The organism is Pseudoalteromonas sp. SWXJ133 (assembly GCF_015864365.1).
Classification (GTDB): Bacteria; Pseudomonadota; Gammaproteobacteria; order Enterobacterales; family Alteromonadaceae; genus Pseudoalteromonas; species Pseudoalteromonas arctica.
The window spans coordinates 37,713-57,418 of sequence record NZ_JADYXJ010000021.1 but is presented as its reverse complement, the minus strand read 5'-3'; the positions used below and the strand labels follow the sequence as shown (position 1 = coordinate 57,418).

At 36.4% G+C, this 19,706-nt stretch carries 17 protein-coding genes; 5 read left to right on the top strand and 12 right to left on the bottom strand.

All coding sequences use genetic code 11. The features are described from left to right. The first annotated feature begins 86 nt into the window (after positions 1–86). The 5 genes from I6F40_RS14645 to I6F40_RS14625 all read left to right on the top strand — a co-directional run bounded on the left by I6F40_RS14645 (position 87) and on the right by I6F40_RS14625 (position 5,463). Positions 87–1,391, top strand: coding sequence for an ABC transporter substrate-binding protein (locus tag I6F40_RS14645; protein WP_197193138.1), 1,305 nt, complete (start codon positions 87–89; stop codon positions 1,389–1,391). A 146-nt stretch (positions 1,392–1,537) separates the two neighbouring features. After that, positions 1,538–2,410: a carbohydrate ABC transporter permease gene (locus I6F40_RS14640; protein ID WP_024589366.1), complete on the top strand. Its 873-nt coding sequence runs from the start codon at positions 1,538–1,540 to the stop codon at positions 2,408–2,410. Between the two features lie 2 nt (positions 2,411–2,412). Beyond that, on the top strand, positions 2,413–3,243 hold the full coding sequence (locus tag I6F40_RS14635) for a carbohydrate ABC transporter permease (RefSeq protein WP_002960878.1): 831 nt from the start codon (positions 2,413–2,415) through the stop codon (positions 3,241–3,243). Between the two features lie 10 nt (positions 3,244–3,253). Next, positions 3,254–4,255: an ABC transporter ATP-binding protein gene (locus I6F40_RS14630; protein ID WP_197193137.1), complete on the top strand. Its 1,002-nt coding sequence runs from the start codon at positions 3,254–3,256 to the stop codon at positions 4,253–4,255. Positions 4,256–4,503: 248 nt separating this feature from the next. Further along, entirely contained in the window at positions 4,504–5,463 is a 960-nt protein-coding gene (locus I6F40_RS14625; RefSeq protein WP_197193136.1) for a sugar-binding transcriptional regulator, read from the top strand. Positions 5,464–5,884: 421 nt separating this feature from the next. On the opposite strand, the gene I6F40_RS14620 is transcribed toward I6F40_RS14625, so the two are convergent. The 12 genes from I6F40_RS14620 to I6F40_RS14565 form a co-directional block, all read right to left on the bottom strand. Continuing rightward, positions 5,885–6,709: an alpha/beta fold hydrolase gene (locus I6F40_RS14620; protein WP_197193135.1), complete on the bottom strand. Its 825-nt coding sequence runs from the start codon at positions 6,707–6,709 to the stop codon at positions 5,885–5,887. A 460-nt stretch (positions 6,710–7,169) separates the two neighbouring features. Continuing rightward, the gene (locus I6F40_RS14615) at positions 7,170–7,595 is read right to left on the bottom strand and encodes a response regulator (RefSeq protein ID WP_197193134.1); all 426 of its coding nucleotides are present in this window, start codon (positions 7,593–7,595) and stop codon (positions 7,170–7,172) included. Between the two features lie 37 nt (positions 7,596–7,632). Beyond that, complete coding sequence (locus I6F40_RS14610) at positions 7,633–10,518, bottom strand: ATP-binding response regulator (protein WP_197193133.1); 2,886 nt, start codon at positions 10,516–10,518, stop codon at positions 7,633–7,635. Further along, positions 10,515–11,681 carry a hypothetical protein gene (locus tag I6F40_RS14605; protein ID WP_197193132.1) on the bottom strand — a complete coding sequence of 389 codons (1,167 nt, stop codon included), beginning with the start codon at positions 11,679–11,681 and terminating at the stop codon, positions 10,515–10,517. Before I6F40_RS14605 ends, I6F40_RS14610 begins: the two co-directional genes overlap by 4 nt. Positions 11,682–11,690: 9 nt before the next feature. Continuing rightward, on the bottom strand, positions 11,691–12,506 hold the full coding sequence (locus I6F40_RS14600) for a type II secretion system F family protein (protein WP_170070906.1): 816 nt from the start codon (positions 12,504–12,506) through the stop codon (positions 11,691–11,693). Then, entirely contained in the window at positions 12,503–13,378 is an 876-nt protein-coding gene (locus tag I6F40_RS14595) for a type II secretion system F family protein (RefSeq protein ID WP_121955001.1), read from the bottom strand. Before I6F40_RS14595 ends, I6F40_RS14600 begins: the two co-directional genes overlap by 4 nt. Further along, entirely contained in the window at positions 13,371–14,669 is a 1,299-nt protein-coding gene (locus I6F40_RS14590) for a CpaF family protein (protein ID WP_197193131.1), read from the bottom strand. The genes I6F40_RS14595 and I6F40_RS14590 overlap by 8 nt, the downstream gene beginning before the upstream one ends. A gap of 6 nt (positions 14,670–14,675) precedes the next feature. Then, the gene (locus tag I6F40_RS14585) at positions 14,676–15,443 is read right to left on the bottom strand and encodes a hypothetical protein (protein ID WP_007586678.1); all 768 of its coding nucleotides are present in this window, start codon (positions 15,441–15,443) and stop codon (positions 14,676–14,678) included. 97 nt (positions 15,444–15,540) lie between these two features. Beyond that, the gene (locus tag I6F40_RS14580) at positions 15,541–15,930 is read right to left on the bottom strand and encodes a hypothetical protein (protein WP_197193130.1); all 390 of its coding nucleotides are present in this window, start codon (positions 15,928–15,930) and stop codon (positions 15,541–15,543) included. A 372-nt stretch (positions 15,931–16,302) separates the two neighbouring features. Next, positions 16,303–16,980 carry a tetratricopeptide repeat protein gene (locus I6F40_RS14575; RefSeq protein WP_197193129.1) on the bottom strand — a complete coding sequence of 226 codons (678 nt, stop codon included), beginning with the start codon at positions 16,978–16,980 and terminating at the stop codon, positions 16,303–16,305. Continuing rightward, positions 16,977–18,896 (bottom strand): pilus assembly protein N-terminal domain-containing protein, encoded by a 1,920-nt coding sequence (locus tag I6F40_RS14570; RefSeq protein WP_024609061.1) that lies wholly within the window; start codon positions 18,894–18,896, stop codon positions 16,977–16,979. The genes I6F40_RS14575 and I6F40_RS14570 overlap by 4 nt, the downstream gene beginning before the upstream one ends. A 213-nt stretch (positions 18,897–19,109) precedes the next feature. Further along, on the bottom strand, positions 19,110–19,682 hold the full coding sequence (locus I6F40_RS14565) for a tRNA-(ms[2]io[6]A)-hydroxylase (protein ID WP_007586685.1): 573 nt from the start codon (positions 19,680–19,682) through the stop codon (positions 19,110–19,112). Positions 19,683–19,706: the final 24 nt, after the last annotated feature.

Here is a 19,706-nt window from a genome sequence, read left to right as displayed (position 1 = left end):
TGCGTTAAAACTGCCATAAATAGAATTGGTAATAGATTGAAATTTAATAGCACTTGTTAAAACATAACGTGTATGGGGAATACCTGATGAAAAATAAATTAATTATGCTCGCGTGTGGCTTTATAAGCATGGGCGCTGCGGCAAAAGAAACAATTACAATAGCGACTGTTAACAACGGTGACATGATCACCATGAAAGAATTAAGTAGTGACTTTACCAGCCAAAACCCTGATATAGATCTAAAATGGGTCACTCTAGAGGAAAACATTCTTCGCCAACGTGTCACTACCGATGTAGCAACAAAAGGCGGCCAATACGATGTTATGACCATAGGTACTTATGAAGTACCAATTTGGGGCAAACAAAATTGGTTAAAAGAATTAGATAATTTAGGTGAAAACTACGATTTAGACGATTTAATACCTGCAATCCGAAGCGGTTTAACGATTAACGACAAACTTTATGCTGTACCATTTTATGGTGAAAGTTCAATGGTTATGTACCGCACTGACTTAATGGAAAAAGCAGGGCTAACTATGCCTAAAGCCCCAACATGGGACTTTATACGCAAAGCTGCTAAAGCGATGACCGATAAAAAAGAAGGTGTTTATGGCCTTTGTCTACGTGGTAAAGCAGGTTGGGGCGAAAACGTTGCGCTTATTACATCCATGGCTAATTCGTTTGGTGCGCGTTGGTTTGATGAAAACTGGAAGCCACAGTTTAATACCCCAGAGTGGGAAAATACCCTTCAGTATTATGTCGATGTGATGAAAGAATCTGGTCCTGCTGGTTCATCTGCAAACGGGTTTAACGAAAACCTTGCACTATTCCAAACCGGAAAATGTGGTATTTGGATTGATGCAACCGTTGCCGGCGCATTTGTTACCAACAAAAAAGACTCAGAAGTTGCCGATAAAGTCGGGTTTGCACTTGCGCCAGATAACGGCCTAGGTAAACGCGGTAACTGGTTATGGTCTTGGACTTTAGCCGTACCGGCAAGCAGCAAAAAACCAGATGCCGCAATGAAATTTATTAGCTGGACAACATCTAAAGAATACACTCAACTTGTAGCCGACAAAAAAGGTTGGGCAAAAGTACCGCCAGGTACACGTAAATCACTTTACAGTAATCAAAAGTACATGGACGCAGCACCGTTTGCGCAAATTACCTTAGATTCTATTCAATCTGCAGATCCTAAAAATCCAACCGTTAAACCGGTGCCTTATGTAGGTATTCAGTTTGTTGCTATTCCTGAGTTTCAAGGAATTGGTACAGCTGTTGGGCAACAATTTTCAGCAGCATTAACTGGCCAAATGACCGTTAAGCAAGCGCTTAGTACGTCTCAGCACCTTGTTGAGCGAACAATGCGTAAAGCTCGCTATCCAAAATAGCATGTAATGGGCGGGTAAGTACTCAAACTTACCCAATATTTTATGTCAATTCTATTTACTTGTTAGTTATAAACGCTATCAAGGGTTTCTGATTTTCACTTGATAGTTAACAAGTAAATAGAATTGGCTTTTTTAAGGTCACCTTTATGGCAACAACTAACTCGCGCACGCTTGCTCGGTTTATGCTTCTTCCTAGTGTAATTTTATTACTTGCTTGGATGATAGTTCCGCTGTGTATGACACTGTATTTCTCATTTATTGATTACAACTTACTCGTTCCTGGGGATAAAGAATTTGTAGGCTTTTTAAACTATGAATTTTTCCTAACTGATCCAGCTTTTTTTGAATCATTTTTTAACACGCTTTATCTAGTAACTGGGGTTTTACTGATCACTATTTGTGGTGGTATTGGCTTAGCTATTTTACTAGACCAAGCTATATGGGGACGAAACTATGTTCGCATTATGGTACTAGCCCCATTTTTTGTAATGCCAACTGTGTCGGCATTGGTATGGAAAAACATGCTAATGAACCCAGTTAATGGCTTATTTGCACATTTTTCGATTTGGTTAGGATTTGAACCTATCGACTTTTTTGCTCAAATGCCGTTATTTTCAATCATCATAATTGTGTCTTGGCAGTGGTTACCGTTTGCAGCATTAATACTGCTAACAGCAATACAATCATTAGACCGCGAACAATTAGAAGCGGCTGATTTAGACGGAGCAGGCCCATTTAGTAAGTTTTTTTACATCGTTTTACCGCACCTATCGCGCGCTGTAACTGCGGTTATTTTAATCGAAACTATATTTTTACTGTCAATTTTTGCTGAAATATTAGTTACAACTAGTGGCGGCCCTGGTTATTCGTCAACCAATATAACGTACTTAATTTACACGCAATCACTACTTCAATTTGATGTAGGCGGTGGTTCGGCAGGGGGCATAGTTGCAGTTATTATTGCAAATATAGTCGCTATATTTTTAATGCGCTTAATTGGCAAAAACTTGGAGGGTTAATTATGACTATAAAAGATAGCCGTCGTTCCAAACTAATTTATACCATTGCTGCATGGACAATAAGCGGCATGATTTTCTTTCCAATTTTATGGACGTTAATCACCAGCTTTAAAACGGAAGCCGAAGCAATATCAGCAAGCCCAAGCTTATATGCATTTGATTGGACGCTCGAAAATTACCGCGATGTACTGTCACGTTCGCCATACTTTAACCATTTTTGGAACTCTGTAGTTATATCGCTAGGTTCAAGTTTACTGGGCTTATTAATTGCGGTACCTGCTGCTTGGTCTATGGCTTTTGTACAAACTAAAAAAACAAAGCATTTATTAATGTGGATGCTTTCAACTAAAATGTTACCGCCAGTAGGCGTACTTATTCCGATTTATTTATTGTTTCGTGACTTTGCGTTACTCGATACAAAATTAGGTTTAGTGATTGTAATGACACTCATTAACTTACCAATAATGGTATGGATGCTTTACACCTACTTTAGAGAAATACCAAACGAAATACTTGAAGCTTCACGTATGGATGGCGCAACAATTGGTGAAGAAATATTTCATGTTTTATTGCCAATAGCCTTACCAGGTATAGCCTCAACGTTATTGCTAAATGTTATTTTGTCGTGGAACGAAGCGTTTTGGACACTTATTTTAACCGCTGCAAATGCTGCACCTTTAACGGCATTTATTGCCAGTTACTCAAGCCCTGAGGGGTTATTTTACGCTAAGTTATCGGCAGCATCTGCCATGGCCATTGTGCCAATTTTAATACTTGGTTGGTTTAGTCAAAAACAATTAGTGCGTGGATTAAGTTTCGGCGCAGTAAAATAGGAGAATACACATGGGCAGCATCACACTAAAACAAGTCACTAAAAACTTTGATGAAGTTAACGTAATTAAACCGCTCGACTTAGAAATTAAAGACGGTGAGTTTATCGTTTTTGTCGGTCCATCGGGCTGTGGTAAATCTACATTACTTCGTATGATCGCAGGTCTTGAAGATACCACCAGTGGTAATATAGAAATTGATGGCATTGACGCTACAAAAACACCGCCTGCAAAAAGAGGCTTAGCAATGGTGTTTCAATCCTATGCGTTATATCCGCATATGACAGTGCGTAACAATATTGCTTTTCCTTTAAAAAGAGCCAAGGTTAGCCCTGCAGAAATTGAAAGTAAAATTGCTAACGCCGCTAAAATACTTAATTTGACCGATTATTTAGACCGAAAGCCTGGGCAATTGTCGGGCGGTCAGCGCCAGCGTGTAGCGATAGGGCGCGCAATTGTACGTCAGCCTTCGGCATTTTTATTTGACGAACCACTTTCAAATCTTGATGCGTCACTACGTGTAAATATGCGTTTAGAAATATCTGAATTACATAAAAGTTTAGCTACAACAATGGTTTACGTTACACACGATCAGGTTGAAGCCATGACAATGGCAGATAGAATCGCGGTATTTAATGCCGGTATTATTGAACAAGTAGGCACACCTTTAGAGCTTTATAAAAACCCTGTAAACAAATTTGTAGCTGGTTTTATTGGCTCTCCAAAAATGAATTTTATAGATGCTCCAAAAAATGAAGATGCGAATGTTAGCTGTATTGGTATACGACCAGAGCATATAACACTCTCTACTGAGCAAGGTACTTGGGCTGGAACTGTAGGTGTAATTGAGCATTTAGGATCGGAGAGCTTTTTACATATAAATATTGAAGGCAAAGGGACCGTAACAGTAAAAGCAGATGGTGATTGCCCATTAAAATATGGCGACAGTATTTACCTAAGCGCACCGGCAGATAAAGTATTAAAGTTTGATAATAACGGTTTAACTATTCGCTAGAGCCAATTTTTAATTACCTTAAATAGCACCTTTATAAGGGTGCTATCAACTAAATTCTAATTACATAATCCTATGAAACCTAGGTATTTTTTATTAAGGAATGGTATATTTACAATTATAAATAACAAAAACGTTATTGATAAATAGATATTCCAAAATTAATAAAATAATTTATATAGCAGCACATATAATTAAAATTATGTAATGAAAATAAGGATTTAGTTTTCCTTCTATTTTAAGAGGTTTACGTGGTAAAGCTATCAAATACAGAAATTAGAAAGCTAGATGATGCAGCCAGAGCAGGGTGGTTATATTATGTTGGCGGTAACACACAAGATGAAATAGCTAAAAAGCTAAATATATCTCGTCAATCTGCACAAAGAATGGTCGCATTATCTGTGAGCCAAGGTCTAATTAAAGTTAGACTTGACCACCCGATTGCTAAATGTATGGATTTGGCCGAAAAATTAAAAAGCCGTTTTGGGTTAAATTCATGTGAAGTTGTACCGAGCGATCCCTCAGAACCTTCATCTACATTAGGTTTAGCTCAAGCTGGCGCGGCTGAAATAGAACGTCATTTAAAATCAGAACAACCCAAAGTACTTGCTATGGGAACCGGTCGAGTTTTACGTTCATGTGTAGATGAGCTAAGAACTGTTGATTGTCCGCAACATAAAATTGTAGCAATGCTAGGTAATATGGCTTTGGATGGATCGGCTTCACCTTATGATGTTGTAGTAAGAATGGCCGAACACACCAATGCAAAACATTACCCAATGCCATTGCCAGTTTTACCAAGAAGTATTGAAGAAAAAGAACAGTTACATGCACAACAAAATATTACCGGTAATTTAAAACTCGCTAAAGATGCCGATGTAACATTTGTGGGTATTGGTAGCTTAGGTGAAAAATCGCCATTACATATAGATGGTTTTATTGATGCTCAAGAACTTAAAGAGTTACAAGATCTTGGTGCCGTTGGTGAAATGATTAGTTGGGTGTTTGATAAAAACGGTAAGCTTTTAGATTGCACAGTTAATCAGCGTGTAGCAAGTACGCCATTAAAAACAAATGCTAACAAACAGATTTATGCGATAGCTGCTGGTGAAGAAAAAGTGTTAGCCATTTTGGGCGCAGTAAGGTCAAACATGATCAGTGGATTAATTACTAACGAATATACAGCTGAGCGTTTATTAAGTATTGATTAAACAAATTGATAAATAAAGTATCTGTATTAGTAATACCTGTTATTGTAATAAAACCACTTAATGTCCGATACCGTCTAGTATTGGACATAGCAAGGGCGCATTTAAGCGCTCTTTCTATATATACATTAACTACCTATAATTTATATTATGTTAAATAGCATAAATAAATACATAACCAAGTTACTCACCTTCATTAATTAACGTATAAACGCGATATTTTGACTATTTAATAAGCATTAACCTACTTATCTTAATAGTTAGTGCCTTCCCCATTTACGGTATTAGCTTCTTGAACATATAGAAATACCGCTTGGTTATTAATATTATCAAGCGGTATAAACAATGATTACCTAATAGCTACTTTACCTAATTAAACCTAAGCTATTGAAAATAATGGCTTTTAAATTACCCTACTAATTTACTAGAATGTTTTATCATTCATAAATTCACTAATAAGCTCAGACACTTTATCTGGATGTTCATCAATAACCCAGTGTGCGGCTTTATCTATCCAAATCAATGATGAATTTGGAATTGCTTCTTCTAACATTGGTGCATATTTTGGTTTTTGAAACTTGTCTTCTTTACCCCAAATTATGAGTGTTTCATGAGGTAAGCTTTTAAGATCGCCTGTAATAGCTTCGGTATATTCTTTATTGAGCCTGCGCATGTTACTAAATAAAGCGGCTTTTCCTTTTTCATTACTCCATGGTGCTAAGTATATTTTCATCAACTCTTCAGTCATTACGCTCGAGTCGTAAACACCTTTGGGCATGAAATCTCTTAATGTATCCACAAATTCAGCTACAGTTGTTTTTTCTTCTACACCTGGTTCTAGCAAAGGTTCAAATTCTGGTATTGGCCAAGAATCAAAACATACACTATCAATTAAAACCAACCCGTTTACTTTATCCGGATGATTTACAGCCATTAATTGAGCAACACCACCACCAATATCATGTGCAGCAATATTAACTTTAGAAATACCGAGTTCTTCCATAAACTTACACATTATTCTACATTGCGCATTTATAGATACATCTGTGTTAATTGGCATATCAGATTCACCAAAGTTTAGTAAATCAGGCGCTATTACTCGATGTTTTGATGCAAGTTTTGGCATCACATTTCGCCATAATAATTTATTGGTTGGTATTCCGTGTATCAATAATAAAGGTGTACCTTGTCCCATTTCTTGATAAGCAATTTGATGACCATCTACTGTAACGTACTGTGTTTTGCTCATGCTTGTGCCTCGTTAATTTTAAAAATTATAATGTTTAGTAAACTATAAAATTGGAATGTAGCCTTATAATACAAATTCCATCCCAATATGAGTATTTATTAGTTTTTAAAAAATCTTAATGTTTTAAAAGTTAAACCCCTGTGATACGTAGGCTCTAGGCTAAATAAATTTACTGACTTTATAATATTGCAGTGTTTAATAATTGTTATTATCAAACCGCTTTAAGAAGTGTGAAACGATGACTCGTATACATGCAACAATTACAAAAGCGTAGTTTTTAATACTTTGAAGGAATAATTTGAAATAATTATTCTTATTAAAGAACTTTTACAAATTTAAATAAATTAAAGGTTCATATACGCAAAAGCACTAATAAATATTAGTGCTTTCAAAAATTATAATTTAACTTTTTAGTAAGCTATAAATAAAAAATAGTTAACCGCCCTACTGTTTCAATTTATCATTCCAAGAAAGGTCTAATATTTTCTATTAATACACTTTGTTTAACTGGCTTCAATAACAGGCCGTTAAACCCAAGCTTCACATACTTGTTATCACTATTTTCGTTTTCACTAAATGTATGAGCGATAATTTTTGTTGCTGATGCGTCAGCATGCTTTCTTATTTTTAGCATTGCGTCGGTGCCTGTAAATTGCGGCATTACTATATCCATTAAAATAATATCATAAATATTTTGAGAAACCATAAGTAGCGCCTCTATAGCACTTGATGCGAAATCTATTAAAATATTTTCTTCGTTAAGCATTTTTCTAATTACTATTTCTATTAGCAAGTCATCATCTACTAAAAGCAGTCGTTTAGTTTTATTTATTGGCGTTACTTTAAACTCGAGAACTTCAGCCATATTTTCAATAGTGTTTTTCATGTTTTACCTCATTACTGTTCCAGTAATATACGCTAATTTATAACGACTTATCTTTTAAAATGCGTGTTATTTGGTTTATTAATACACCTTGTTTTACTGGTTTTAATAGCATGTCATCAAAGCCCTGGTTAACGTATTTTGAATCTGTATCGGGTGTCGATGTATGCGCAATTATTTTAGTTTTCAAATTGTCACTGTGTTTTTTAATTTTTAACATAGCGTCAGTTCCCGACAATTCTGGCATTACTATGTCCATTAAAATAATGTCGTAACTGTTTTGCGATACCATCAACATCGCTTCTATTGCACTGCGCGCGTAATCTATTTTAATATTCTCATTTTTTAGCATCGCTCTAATTACTATCTCAACAAGAGGATCGTCATCAACCAGTAATAGCGTGTTTTGGTGTTTGTTAGTTACTAAACTCGCTTTTACTAAATCATTATTTGTTAACGAGCTACTTGGTACTTCTTGCTCGTTGTCTTTACCTTTACCTTGTTTGGTTGCTATGTTGACCAACATAGAAAGTGATATCGTTGATTTATTCGCGTTACTACTTACAGTTATCGCTTTACCACCTAACATTTTAAATATTGAAATAAAAAACTTTAACTCTAATGACACGTCTTTATCATCTATAAAGCGCGTTATATCATCACCCGATATACTTTTAAGCTCAGTTATAAAGTTACTACTGTCGATCAAATTACTTAATGAAAAATCGAGGTATAAGTAATTACGTTTACTTTCATTTTTAATCTGAGCGTTAATTGAAAGCGTTGTATTATTTGATGAATCCAAAACCTCAGTCACTAATTGAATAACCAATTGAGAAATTAATTTTTCATCGCTCGCGACCGTTAATTCAGGCGTAATATTATTTTTAAGAACGATTCTTTTATTTTCAGCCTCTTTAGCTAAAATCGACATATTATTATTGATCATTTGATTTAGGTTTACGTTTTTGGCCTGAAGCTTTAACTTACCTATTTCCGATTTATTTATATTTACGAGTTGTTGAATTACACTTTCGAGCTGGTCGCATGCATCAGAAATGTTCCCCACATTGTTTTTAAATTCGTTAAAGCTTATTGGATCTTTAGATATTTCAACTAATGACTTTAAAGATGATAAAGGAGTTTTTAACTGACGGCTAAGCCTTGTAACAAATTTTTCTTTTAATTGATTTGTCTGTTTTGATTTTTCGAGAACATCAGCGAGTAAACATTCTTTTTGATGTGCCTCTGTATCATCTCTAAAGTAGCAAACGAAACCATTAAAATCTGTATGTCTTTGTAATACAGTTATCCACTTCCCGTCTGTAAAACCTATATCTATTAATTGGTTACGATCATCATCAAGCTTATGATGTTCATGGTAATGATTTATAATATTATGCTGCTGCGCAATACTTATCAGCTGGCTATACGATAGCTGACTGTTTTGTTTATTCACCTGTGCAAATAAAAGATTAAAAGCATTGTTGGTAATCACAGGAAATTCATGGCTATTAAAAATAGCAAACCCATGCGGCAATGCATCCAGAGAACTTGAAAAAAGCGCTTCTCTATTGAGTATTAACTGATTTTTTTGTTTTATTTCATTGTGTAAACGCCTTGGTAGACGTAAAAAATAATACACAAACGCGAATACACAAAAAGAGATTAACCCTAATCTAATTAAACTGTATTTAGTTATTTGTGGTCGTACTATTTTATTCATTGGTTGCACATGCAAGCGCCAAGTAGGTGGAAAACGACTGCTTAAAGCGCTAATACTATTTTTAATTATACTCGGGTTTACTTCTCCTTGTTTTCCTAAAGTAAACTGTGGTGTTGCTATAAAAACGTTATAATTTTCAGTGTTTAATTTTCCAATAACGGCTTTTAAAAACTTACTTAAATCAAATGCTGTAAGCGTATAAATAGAACCTTGTTTTATTTTTATTTCAGAAATTAAGAAGGCCGTATCTGCAACCGTAAATACTTCTACTGCTTGTTTATTCGCTCTTTTATTAAATTTTTCTAACCAATTTTTAAACCCATACGCGGCTAAATCAAAATTATTTTTTGACCAAAGTGCAAGCTGATTATATTCAGAATCAAACACCACATAGCCTTTGTAAGTTAAATTTTGTGAAACCTGACTCTGCACTAAATTATTAAGCTGCTCTTTTGTATAGTTATTTTGACTTTGCAAAAAGCCTGCAATAACTAAATCTTTTTGAGATATATACAATCCTTGATTATCAAATCGCTCTAATGCATTAAATAACGTTTTACGTAATTGCTGGGTTTGTTGATTGTAATTACTTTGTAGCTCCTTTTTTTCAATAGTATAAAGAAGTAATGCAGTGAATGAGCATAATACTAATGAAATTAAAAATGCGACGGGCGCTAAACTAAATACATAAATATACTTTTCACCATTATTTTTTTTTGAAGGCTTAGTACTTTGATTACTTACTGAATCTGAATTTTTATTTAACTGTGTCTGTAATAATTGAGCAAATGAAATAAACTGATCTTTTTGTGAACCTATTAATGTTTTAGGTGCTAAATCGGCCATCAGCACTACGCCAATTAATTTATTAGTGACACTATAAATTGGATATTGTGCATAAAAACGAATTAATTTGTGCGTGTTGTTTGATACATCATCAAAAAAAGTATCTTCAAATAGATATAGTTTTTCTTGTGTACAGCGTTTTTGATAGCTTAATAACTCATTTTCGACGCTTTCTTTATCGTTGCAGGTTATTAACTGCTTTGAATAAACTTCTCTAAAATCGATAAATTTAACAATTGAAACATCATAAAACTGTTTTAGTAGTGTTAGCGTTTCTTTAATTTCTGTGGATATTTCATCAGTTTGTGTATCTGCTACATTAGCATGTGAGGTAAATATATTTGAGGCGTTCATTGACGTTCTCCTTCCCCTTTTGGGGGAGTATGTATCCACGTTGTACTGTTTTCGCCGCTATGTACTGGCAGTAAAACTTTAAATGGTGGTGTTAAGCTACTAAGTGCAGGTTCACCGGTGGTGATATTAATTACTTGTTCTGCATTTACTAAATTCAGTGATGTTTTACAGTATGTAACGCCTGGCTCAATACCTATTAAGCTCAGTGTTTCGCTTATAATCAGGTTGTTGATTAAGTCGATACCGACCAACTCAAACGTTGTTTTTAAAACAGTAAAAACAAGCGTTTCTACAATGTTTTCATCTTCTTCTAAGCGTGTACCTTCTGGGCAGCATATTGTACCAAGCTCTATATCAACACTTGTTCCAATACCAACTAATGACAGCGCATTAAGGGCTGTATTTAAAAGCGGTTCTACCTGGGGTAAATATAAATCAAGTATGTCTCCTTGCGATTCGTACCCCGTTTGGCATGTATCACACGATTGCGATAAACCTTGATCGCTTGTACCTAAAAGTGGATTACCTAAAGCTGTTACTCCAACTAAACAACTACTGTCAGCCGGTTGCTTATCTATTTCAAAGCTTTCACAAGGTGAGCCTGTTACTACTTTTTGCGATACATAACGAGATAGAATTTGTTCACTATTAGCTGGGCATTGTTGTGGCGTACTTCTTAATAACTGACCAATAACGGTATTACCTAACTGCCCTATTGCATAATTTGGACCTTGCTGCAGCGCATTTATATAACTTACATTACCGGTATTATTTAGTTTACTTACACCTTGGCTATCGGTTGCTTCGTCGCTTAAGCCTTTTAAACAGGGATTACCTTGGCAATTTGGAGCATCGTAATAAACAGCTTCTCGCGAGGTAAACCTATCGTCTCGTATGCCTATTAATGCCCTGTACGTGTTTTTTTCTCCACGGTCTGTATAAAAAATGAGTGGTGCTTGGTGCTCATCAAAACTTACAGCAATACCGAGTGGTCTATTATTAGCGTCGACTACAGTAATTTGATTATCTACCTTAGTTTGATGGCGCTTAATAAGGGCATCCCTGACTAAAATCACCCCGCCAATTGAGCCAATAATTAAAATAGTTATAATTAATATAAGCTCAATAGTAAGTATGTACCCTTGTTGATAATGCTTTTTCATATCAGGCTCCTATAACACTTCTACAAGCATTTTAAGTACGTTCATTACTTGTAATGCTGCGGGAAAAAACACCAATACCAAAAACATCGGAAAACAAATTAAGATAATGGGAAAGGTTGTGTGCATCGCTTTTTTGTTTACTTTTTTAGCGAGTAAAATGTTCTTTTTTAGAGCTAGGCCTTCAAGTTGAGCCTCTACTGCTTGGATAAGTGGCGTACCAAGTTTTGACCCTATTAACATTAAGTTGGCGAGCTTTTTAATGCCCATAACACCCGTTCTTTCAAAAAGTGAATTAAATGCAAATTCACGATCTTTACCTGCGCTTAGTTCGAATAAAAATAACTTTAGCTCTTTGTATAATGGGTGTTTTTGACTTAATCCATGATCAACCGCCAGTGCAAATGAGCGCTCTAGTGAAAATCCAGCGCGCATGTAAACCAGTAACACCCGTAAAAAAAACTCTAAACTATTATTAATAGTGGTTTGACGTTGATTTTTACGTAATAAAAACCAGCATTCGGGTGCAAAAAAACACATAAAACACAGTAATAATTTAATCGATTGGCTCAGCTCATAACCTGTTAGTTCTATAACCGTAAATGCACTAAAAGTAGCAGCCACTTTGAAGCAGTACAGGCTTATTAATATTTTATTAATTTGAATTCCTGCTTGTCTTAATTGACGTTTAGAGATGATGATTAGCGGATACCAATTAATGTTTTTAGTATCGGGTTTATCTAATTCAACTTTAAGAGATTGCCTATGAATATGGATAAATGACCCCATACTTACTAAAAGTCCGATAAGTAAAAGTATATCAATCATAATGTTACCCTTAAGCTAAGGCGTAGCCATAAAAAACCAAATAGCTGACAAAGAAGCGCAACCGTTATAAATGCAATCCCATTAGGGTCGTTTAATAATGGTTCAAACCAGGTTGGATCGGTATAGCTGAATAAAGGAATTAGTGCGTAAGGTAAAAAACCACTAAATACAGCAGCGTATTTAGTGCCCGAAAGCTTAGCTTTTAGCTGTTGGCGGTCGAGGGTCCGAAGCGACATCATGTTGCATACGCTTTTTAGCATATCGGTTAAATCACACTGGCTTTGTGTATGTGTAATGATGCTATGAGCAAACAATCTTACGGTTTCGCAGTTGTATCTTTCAATTAAAGGGGCAAACGACGTTTCGGCATCACTACCCATGCTCATGCGTTGTATTAGTAAGGTGCTTTGTTTTTTTATATATGGGTCTGCATGTTCATCAGCAAACTGCATTGATTGCTGTAGCGATAGCCCAGTGCTTAAACACGATTGTACGGTTTCAATAAATTCTAAAAAATGATGCTCAAATTTTGCTAATTTATAATGAGCCAAGTCAATCACAGTTATAAAACAGGTTACAAAAACCACGATTGAAATAATAAACGCGCTGGTTGATGCCTCGGGATAATATAATTTAGCTAAAAACCATGAGCTACTAGAGAGCGAGCACGCCATGCTTATAAACCAAGCGTTACTTATGTTTAAGCCTAGCACTCGTAGTGACAGAGTAAGTACGTCTTTTTCTTCTAAAATATCTACTTTTTTAGCGCTCTGGTTGCTTTTATTTTTAGCATACAAAGAAACCAACACACTAGCTGCAAGTACAAAGGTTATAACCGCCGCTATAGCTAATAAATAATCAAGTTTAGTCATTGTTAGCCTCCGGGTTATTGTGCAGTAATGCTTTTAATTCTTGTGCATTTGCGCCTTGGCCTTTCATAAACTCAATAACACTTGAGTTATCTATTAACTCACTTTGTACTGGCTCTGCTTCATTAATACTATAAAGCGGGCTAAAATGTGCGCCGCCATTAACACGCTTAATTTCACCAATACTTTTTAGAGTTCGAGTGCCATTAGTTGAGCGAGAAACATGCACAATAAGTTGAATACTCGACGCGATTAGCGAACTTGTATGGGTATCGCTCAGTTGTGCATTGTGTAACTGCACTAAGGTAGATAAACGAATAACGGCATCATTTGCGCTGTTAGCATGTATGGTCGTCATCGAACCTTGGTGACCACAGTTCATTGCTTGGAGCATATCTATTACCTCGCCAGAGCGTACCTCTCCAACAAGTATTCTATCTGCGCGCATTCTAAGGGCTGCTTTTACTAAATCTCTTAGGCTAACTGCACCTTTACCATCGCTGTTTGTGTCGTGGGCTTCTAATTGCACAACGTGGTTGTGATGCAAATTAAGCTCAGCACTTTCTTCAATGGTTACAACTCGTTCATTTGGGTTAATTGAGTTAGCAAGTACGTTTAATAATGATGTTTTACCAGCCCCGGCATTGCCACACACTAAAATATTAACGCCTGTTTTAACTGCGCTTTTTAAAAATGATAAGATGTTTTTATCTAAAAAATGGTTATTAACTAAAAAGTCATCGTTTATTTTTTTATGATTAAACTTACGAATAGACACAATAGCTGCGCTGGTACACGCAGGCGGTACAATAATATGAACACGGCTACCATCTTTTAGTTTGCCATCAACAATTGGCATAAGCGCATTGACTTGTCGGCCACAACCATCAAGTAAGCGATCAACAAATCGGCTTAAATGGCGTTCGTCATCAAACTTACTGGCTGTGCAAAGTAGTTTGCCTTGTTTATCAATCCAAATATCTTGCGTGTCGTTTATTAAAATATCACTTACCTGATCGTCCAGCATAAATTGTGCAATTGGGCCAAGACCCTGAATTTCATCAAATACAGCCTGAACAACCTGCTCTTGTTGATGTTGGTTAAATGAAGATTGATTAAATTGTGGAATTTCACTGCACAAAGCAGAGATTTTTTCGAGAACATTACTTGATAAAAGCGCGGTTGGTTCTTGTTCGTACTCTTCGATAACGGCATCGTGCAATAGCTTTTTAAGCTCTTCAAAGGTACTTAAACTGGTTTGAACTTCTTCATGTTTGCTTGATAAATTAAACATAAAAACTCACTTAGCTACATATACAGCTTCATTTTTAACGCCTTTAACCACTTCGATTGTGCGACTGGTTTGTAAGCGTGAAAAGTTTTGCAAACGACCTTGTTCAATGTCATAAGCGCTATGCACAATAATTGAAACTTTGTCGGCGTTATCTATACCCGCCAACGAATAAACATCTTTTGGAAGTACCGCAAGGACTAATGAAACACCGCCCGCAGCAGAATTAGACTCTTTAGCTAAATTATCCATTACGCCACTTTTAGCGGCTTGCGATTTAGGACCTTTTGAAACACCAATAAGCTGTACATCACGGGCAACTGTTCTTACTAAGCGATTAGTTTTAGCGACTATGTCGAGTCGGTCACCTTTGTGTATGCGCGAAAGCGGAATATCTAAGGTGTTTAGTTTTAAAGTATATAAAACACGCCCTGCCGGAATGGCTTCTGATAAGTTTTGGCTTTTCGCTCTAATAAAATCGGTGTCGAACAAGGGTTGTTCAACCATTTTGTTAGTTGCTAATTTTTGACCAATTAATGCACGTGGGTTTTGAACGCTCAGTGCAATATTTGAATAGTTACTTGGATCTATACTTTTTTGCTCTACATCGTGAACGGTTACTGTTTGACCGGCCGACATATTTTTGTTTACTACCCAGGCTGTTACGCTATTTTCATCGTTTACCTGTCTAATGCCCAAAGCCGAAGCTAACATGCCAGAGGTGATGAGTAATGTGAGAGCCGCAGTGGTTGCGCCTTTGTTACTTTTACTTTTCATAATATTCCTCCAGAGTAACTTTCACTGCCACACTTTTGTGGCAGTGAGCCTTAAGCTTGGTATTCAAACCTGGTTGCCTTATATTGGATACCTTGCGTTAGTTACCTTGTGAACCGCCAGCTGCTGTACGTGATGCAGCATCGCCGCTTGGTGTTGCATTAACAAGTGCGGCACTTTCACTAAAGTCTGATGCAACAAAAGTGAATGAACTGCCATCGCCTGCGTACACATCAACTGAATCTACAAACCCAGAGCCAGACGCTTCAGCAGTGCCTTCGGCGTTAATCATGCCGTCAAATACATAGCTTTGGTCAAGTGAGCCAATTGCTTCAGCTACATCTTCAAGTTCGCTGGTTACCGAGTCACGTAATGTAGATAAACCAATTACAAGTGCTGCTACCATTGAAGTAGAAAGAATGATTAGCTCTGACGTTAGTACAAAACCTTTTTGCTTTTTGCTATTTAAGTTATGTTTAATAGTTTTCATAATCGTAGCCTTTAAATTAGAAGAGCTTATGCTCACTTTATATATTGCGAGGACCATGCCAGCTATAAATAACTATTAAATACAGTTGGTTATGTTTTTAATGGTTACTGTTTATTAGATGTTTTCATTTTTGATTTGCAAAATGCAAATCAATATTAAAAATATTTTAGATAAATAATGCTAGGTTTACGTTATTGAAAGTATTATTAAAACTGATGGATAGTGTAAGGGGTAAATATTAAAAGCAGTCTTGTGAGGTTATGTATAAAACGTAGGATGAGCGTAAGCTTTACTCCTATTTTTGATAAATAATAAAGTGGTTTTGGCTCCTTAATAATGCCAAATTTTAGGTATAAAAAAGGCCCGAAGGCCTTAAGAATAACAATTACCTAAAACGGAGAGTTTACCGCGCCTAGCAAGTGCTTTTTTATGCGTGGGTTCTGCACGTAAAACTTGCTCATAATAGCCACAAGCCAATAAATTATTGGTATTAGCTTCTTCAATTAACCCTTTATGGTAAAAATAGGCGGTGCTATTTAAGCCAAACTTAGCCGAAAGCTCTAAGTAGTTTGAAGCTATAACGTAACTGCCCTGGGCATAATGTATAGAGGCCATTTGCAGGTATGGTGAAGCATGTGTACCAAAAACATCGACGCCGTATTGAGCAATGCTTTTTGCTTTAGCTAAATTACCTTGCTCTATTGCTAACGTAACCCCTAAAGTAATTGCATTTAATGGTGGATTAGCTTTATTCAGTAATGTGTTTATAACTTGTTGAGATTGATTAGCACGGCCACTTTTATAAAGTACATATGCCGATATCGACAGTATTGCCGTGTTATCTGAGTGTTCAAGCATTAACTGATTCACTTCATGCACTAGGTTTAAACAGTTACTTGCATTTATACCTTCACACTTTAATGGTTGGGCATTTAATTGGTATTTTTTAACGATGTCACTCAACGCGTTGTAAGGATTTACTGTTGGCTTGTAATCAATATGAGCGCAACCCGATAAAGTAAGCAGTAAAATAATATAAAATATTTTCATAGCCCTTGCTCCTGTATATAGCTAAGTACCTGGGTGTCGATATTTGCCTGCTCCCACGAACGTAATGTATTAATTGGCTCACGCACCAGGTTTGGAGTTACAACAATTATAAGCTCGCGGTTGTTTTCACTTTTACTGGTTGTTTCGCTTAACTTTCCTAGCATGCTATTGCCGTTGCCATCAGGTACAAAGTCGTGGCTTGCATTGTTATCAGTGCTAATTAAGCCACCAATAATAAGAGGTTGTCCGTCTTTTAAACGCGTTGATGTTTGCATGCTGCGTGTATTAAATGCACTACTGTTTAAACTGCTGCCTGTGCTTTGTGCAATTTCGGCGGTTAACGTGGTATCGGGTAATGAAATTACTGGGTTTAGATCAAGTGTTATTCTATCTTTGTCGTCAACCATGGCGCGTACATTTAATTCAACTCCAAATGATTTAAATTCTGTACCGCTAAACACCGACCCACTACTACCTTGCTGCCCGCTTGTAATTCCTGAAGGGCTATAACTTGTAGGTACAGGTACTTCACCACCGACTTTAAACACGGCACTTTCACCGGCTAAAACTGTTATTGTAGGGCGAGAAAGCGTTCGAGAAATACCTTCTTGTTCCAGTAATGAAAATAACATATCAATGGCAAACTGTGAGGTAGAAAGCTGTAAGTTATTAGTTAATTGACCGCCAATTAATTGCAGCGCATTTTCTATTGTTGCAGAGCCAGATTCACGATTAGTCATACCGTCACGGCCAAATAAACCCGCTTCTTTTTCATATCCATTAGAGAGCACGCTAATATCTGGGCGCCATTGCTTTAACCTACGTTGATTTACTTCGTATAGCTGCACCGATACACGCACTTGCGGTAAATCTTCAACTTCAATACTCGACAAAACTTTACCGCCAGCCACTGACAGCAACGTTGCTCTTGCAATGTTTGAACTTACATTACTTAAATTTAATCCTGAGGTAGCATCATTTATTAAACCGCCTGACTCGTTGGCAAGTACTTCAATACCTGAACTTTTATCCTGCGTTGCGCCGCCCATTAAATTATTAGGATCAAGAGGAGAACCCTGAGTTTGTAATGCTTGCTCTGGTTCGAATAATTTATTAATTGTATTTAATAAGCGCACTAGCTCTATCTGGTTTTTTACAGAGCCGGAAAGTAAAAACACATCGTTGTCGTCATTTGATAACTCATCAACCGAGATGCGTTTAATGGTCACTTTATCTGCGCCCATTGATTTAATCACTTCGCTAATACGCTCTTCTTTTGGCTTGGGTGCTTGAGTTACTTTTATTAAATTAATAATAGCGACTTTACTCGAGTTTTGAGAGCTGCCGCCGTTTGCGTTACCTAAGCCTTGCAAGCGTTGAGCAAGTGAATTAAACATACCTTGGTTAGGATTTGAGGTTATAACTGGTTGTGATGCTTGTGAGCTACTGGCATAAAGGTAGTTTTTTGCAGCTTCATAAGCGGCATGACGATAATTTATAGTAGGTACTTCACCGCGTAATACAACCGCATGGCGATCAGGCGCTATGGTTAGCTGTACGTCAGGATGAATATCGTTTAAGGCATTTTCCAGTACGCTGTAGTCTTCGGTTACGCCAAGTAAAAATGTTTCAGAGCTTTTATCGTCGTACCACACCATCATAGATGTACGGCCCAACTTTTTAGCTAAAATTAGTAGCTCACGGCCATTTACCACGTTTACATCAAGTGTTGTTTCGTGGCCAAGTGCAATACGAGAAATATCACGGGTAAACACAAAGCGAGTATGTGTCCATTTAACTAAGTGCGATACTTTTTGTACCCGCTCACCATTTGCATTTTCTATATAATCTAAATGACTTTCACTGCCCATAGCGGTAAAAGATATTAGTAATAGTATAAAAATAAATTTTAACATAAGCCTTTCCCTCAATTTGCTTACTGTATAGGTAGCAAGTATGAGACCAAGGGTTTTTGTATTTATAATCAATGGATTAAGATGTATAAACGTGTTTTTTATTATTTTGATTCGCAAATTGCAAATCAACAATTCATGAAGAGGTTAACAAAGAAATAAGAGCAGAGGTGTGTGGCGCAAAGCGAGTGAAAATACGCTTTACGCTAGTTTTAATTAATGCAAAGCGGCTGTAAACGGGATGCTTTCACAGATTTTAGCTTCAGCTATAAGCAGCTCTTCTAGACGAACATCAACTTCTTCTTTTTCAAAGTATTCGTAAGCGAGTTCTACAAATAGGTTTTTATGTTTTTCTTCTGACTTAGCAATAGCAACATAAAAATCTTTTTCTTTACCCTCAGGAAGTGCTTGTGCAACTAAAGAAAAACGCTCGTGGCCACGTGCTTCAATTACACCGCCAACCAGTAATCGGTCCATTAAAAAACCATCACGACCATGTCTAAACAGTGCACGTATTTGTTTTATGTACGGGTCTTTTTTGTCGTCACCTAAGTTTACATCTCGCTCTAAAAGCAATTTAAGTACTTGTTTAAAGTGTATTAATTCTTCTAGCGCTAAGTCGGTCATAGCTTTTACTAATTTACGTTTGTCTGGATAATGCGAAAGCATAGACATAGCCATACCCGATGCTTTTTTTTCTGCAGCGGCGTGATCTTGTAAAAAAGTATTAAAGTCAGCAAGGACAACTTCGGTCCATTCAAATGGGGTGTGATATTTTAATTCAAACATGTTCTGTACAACTTAAATAATAAT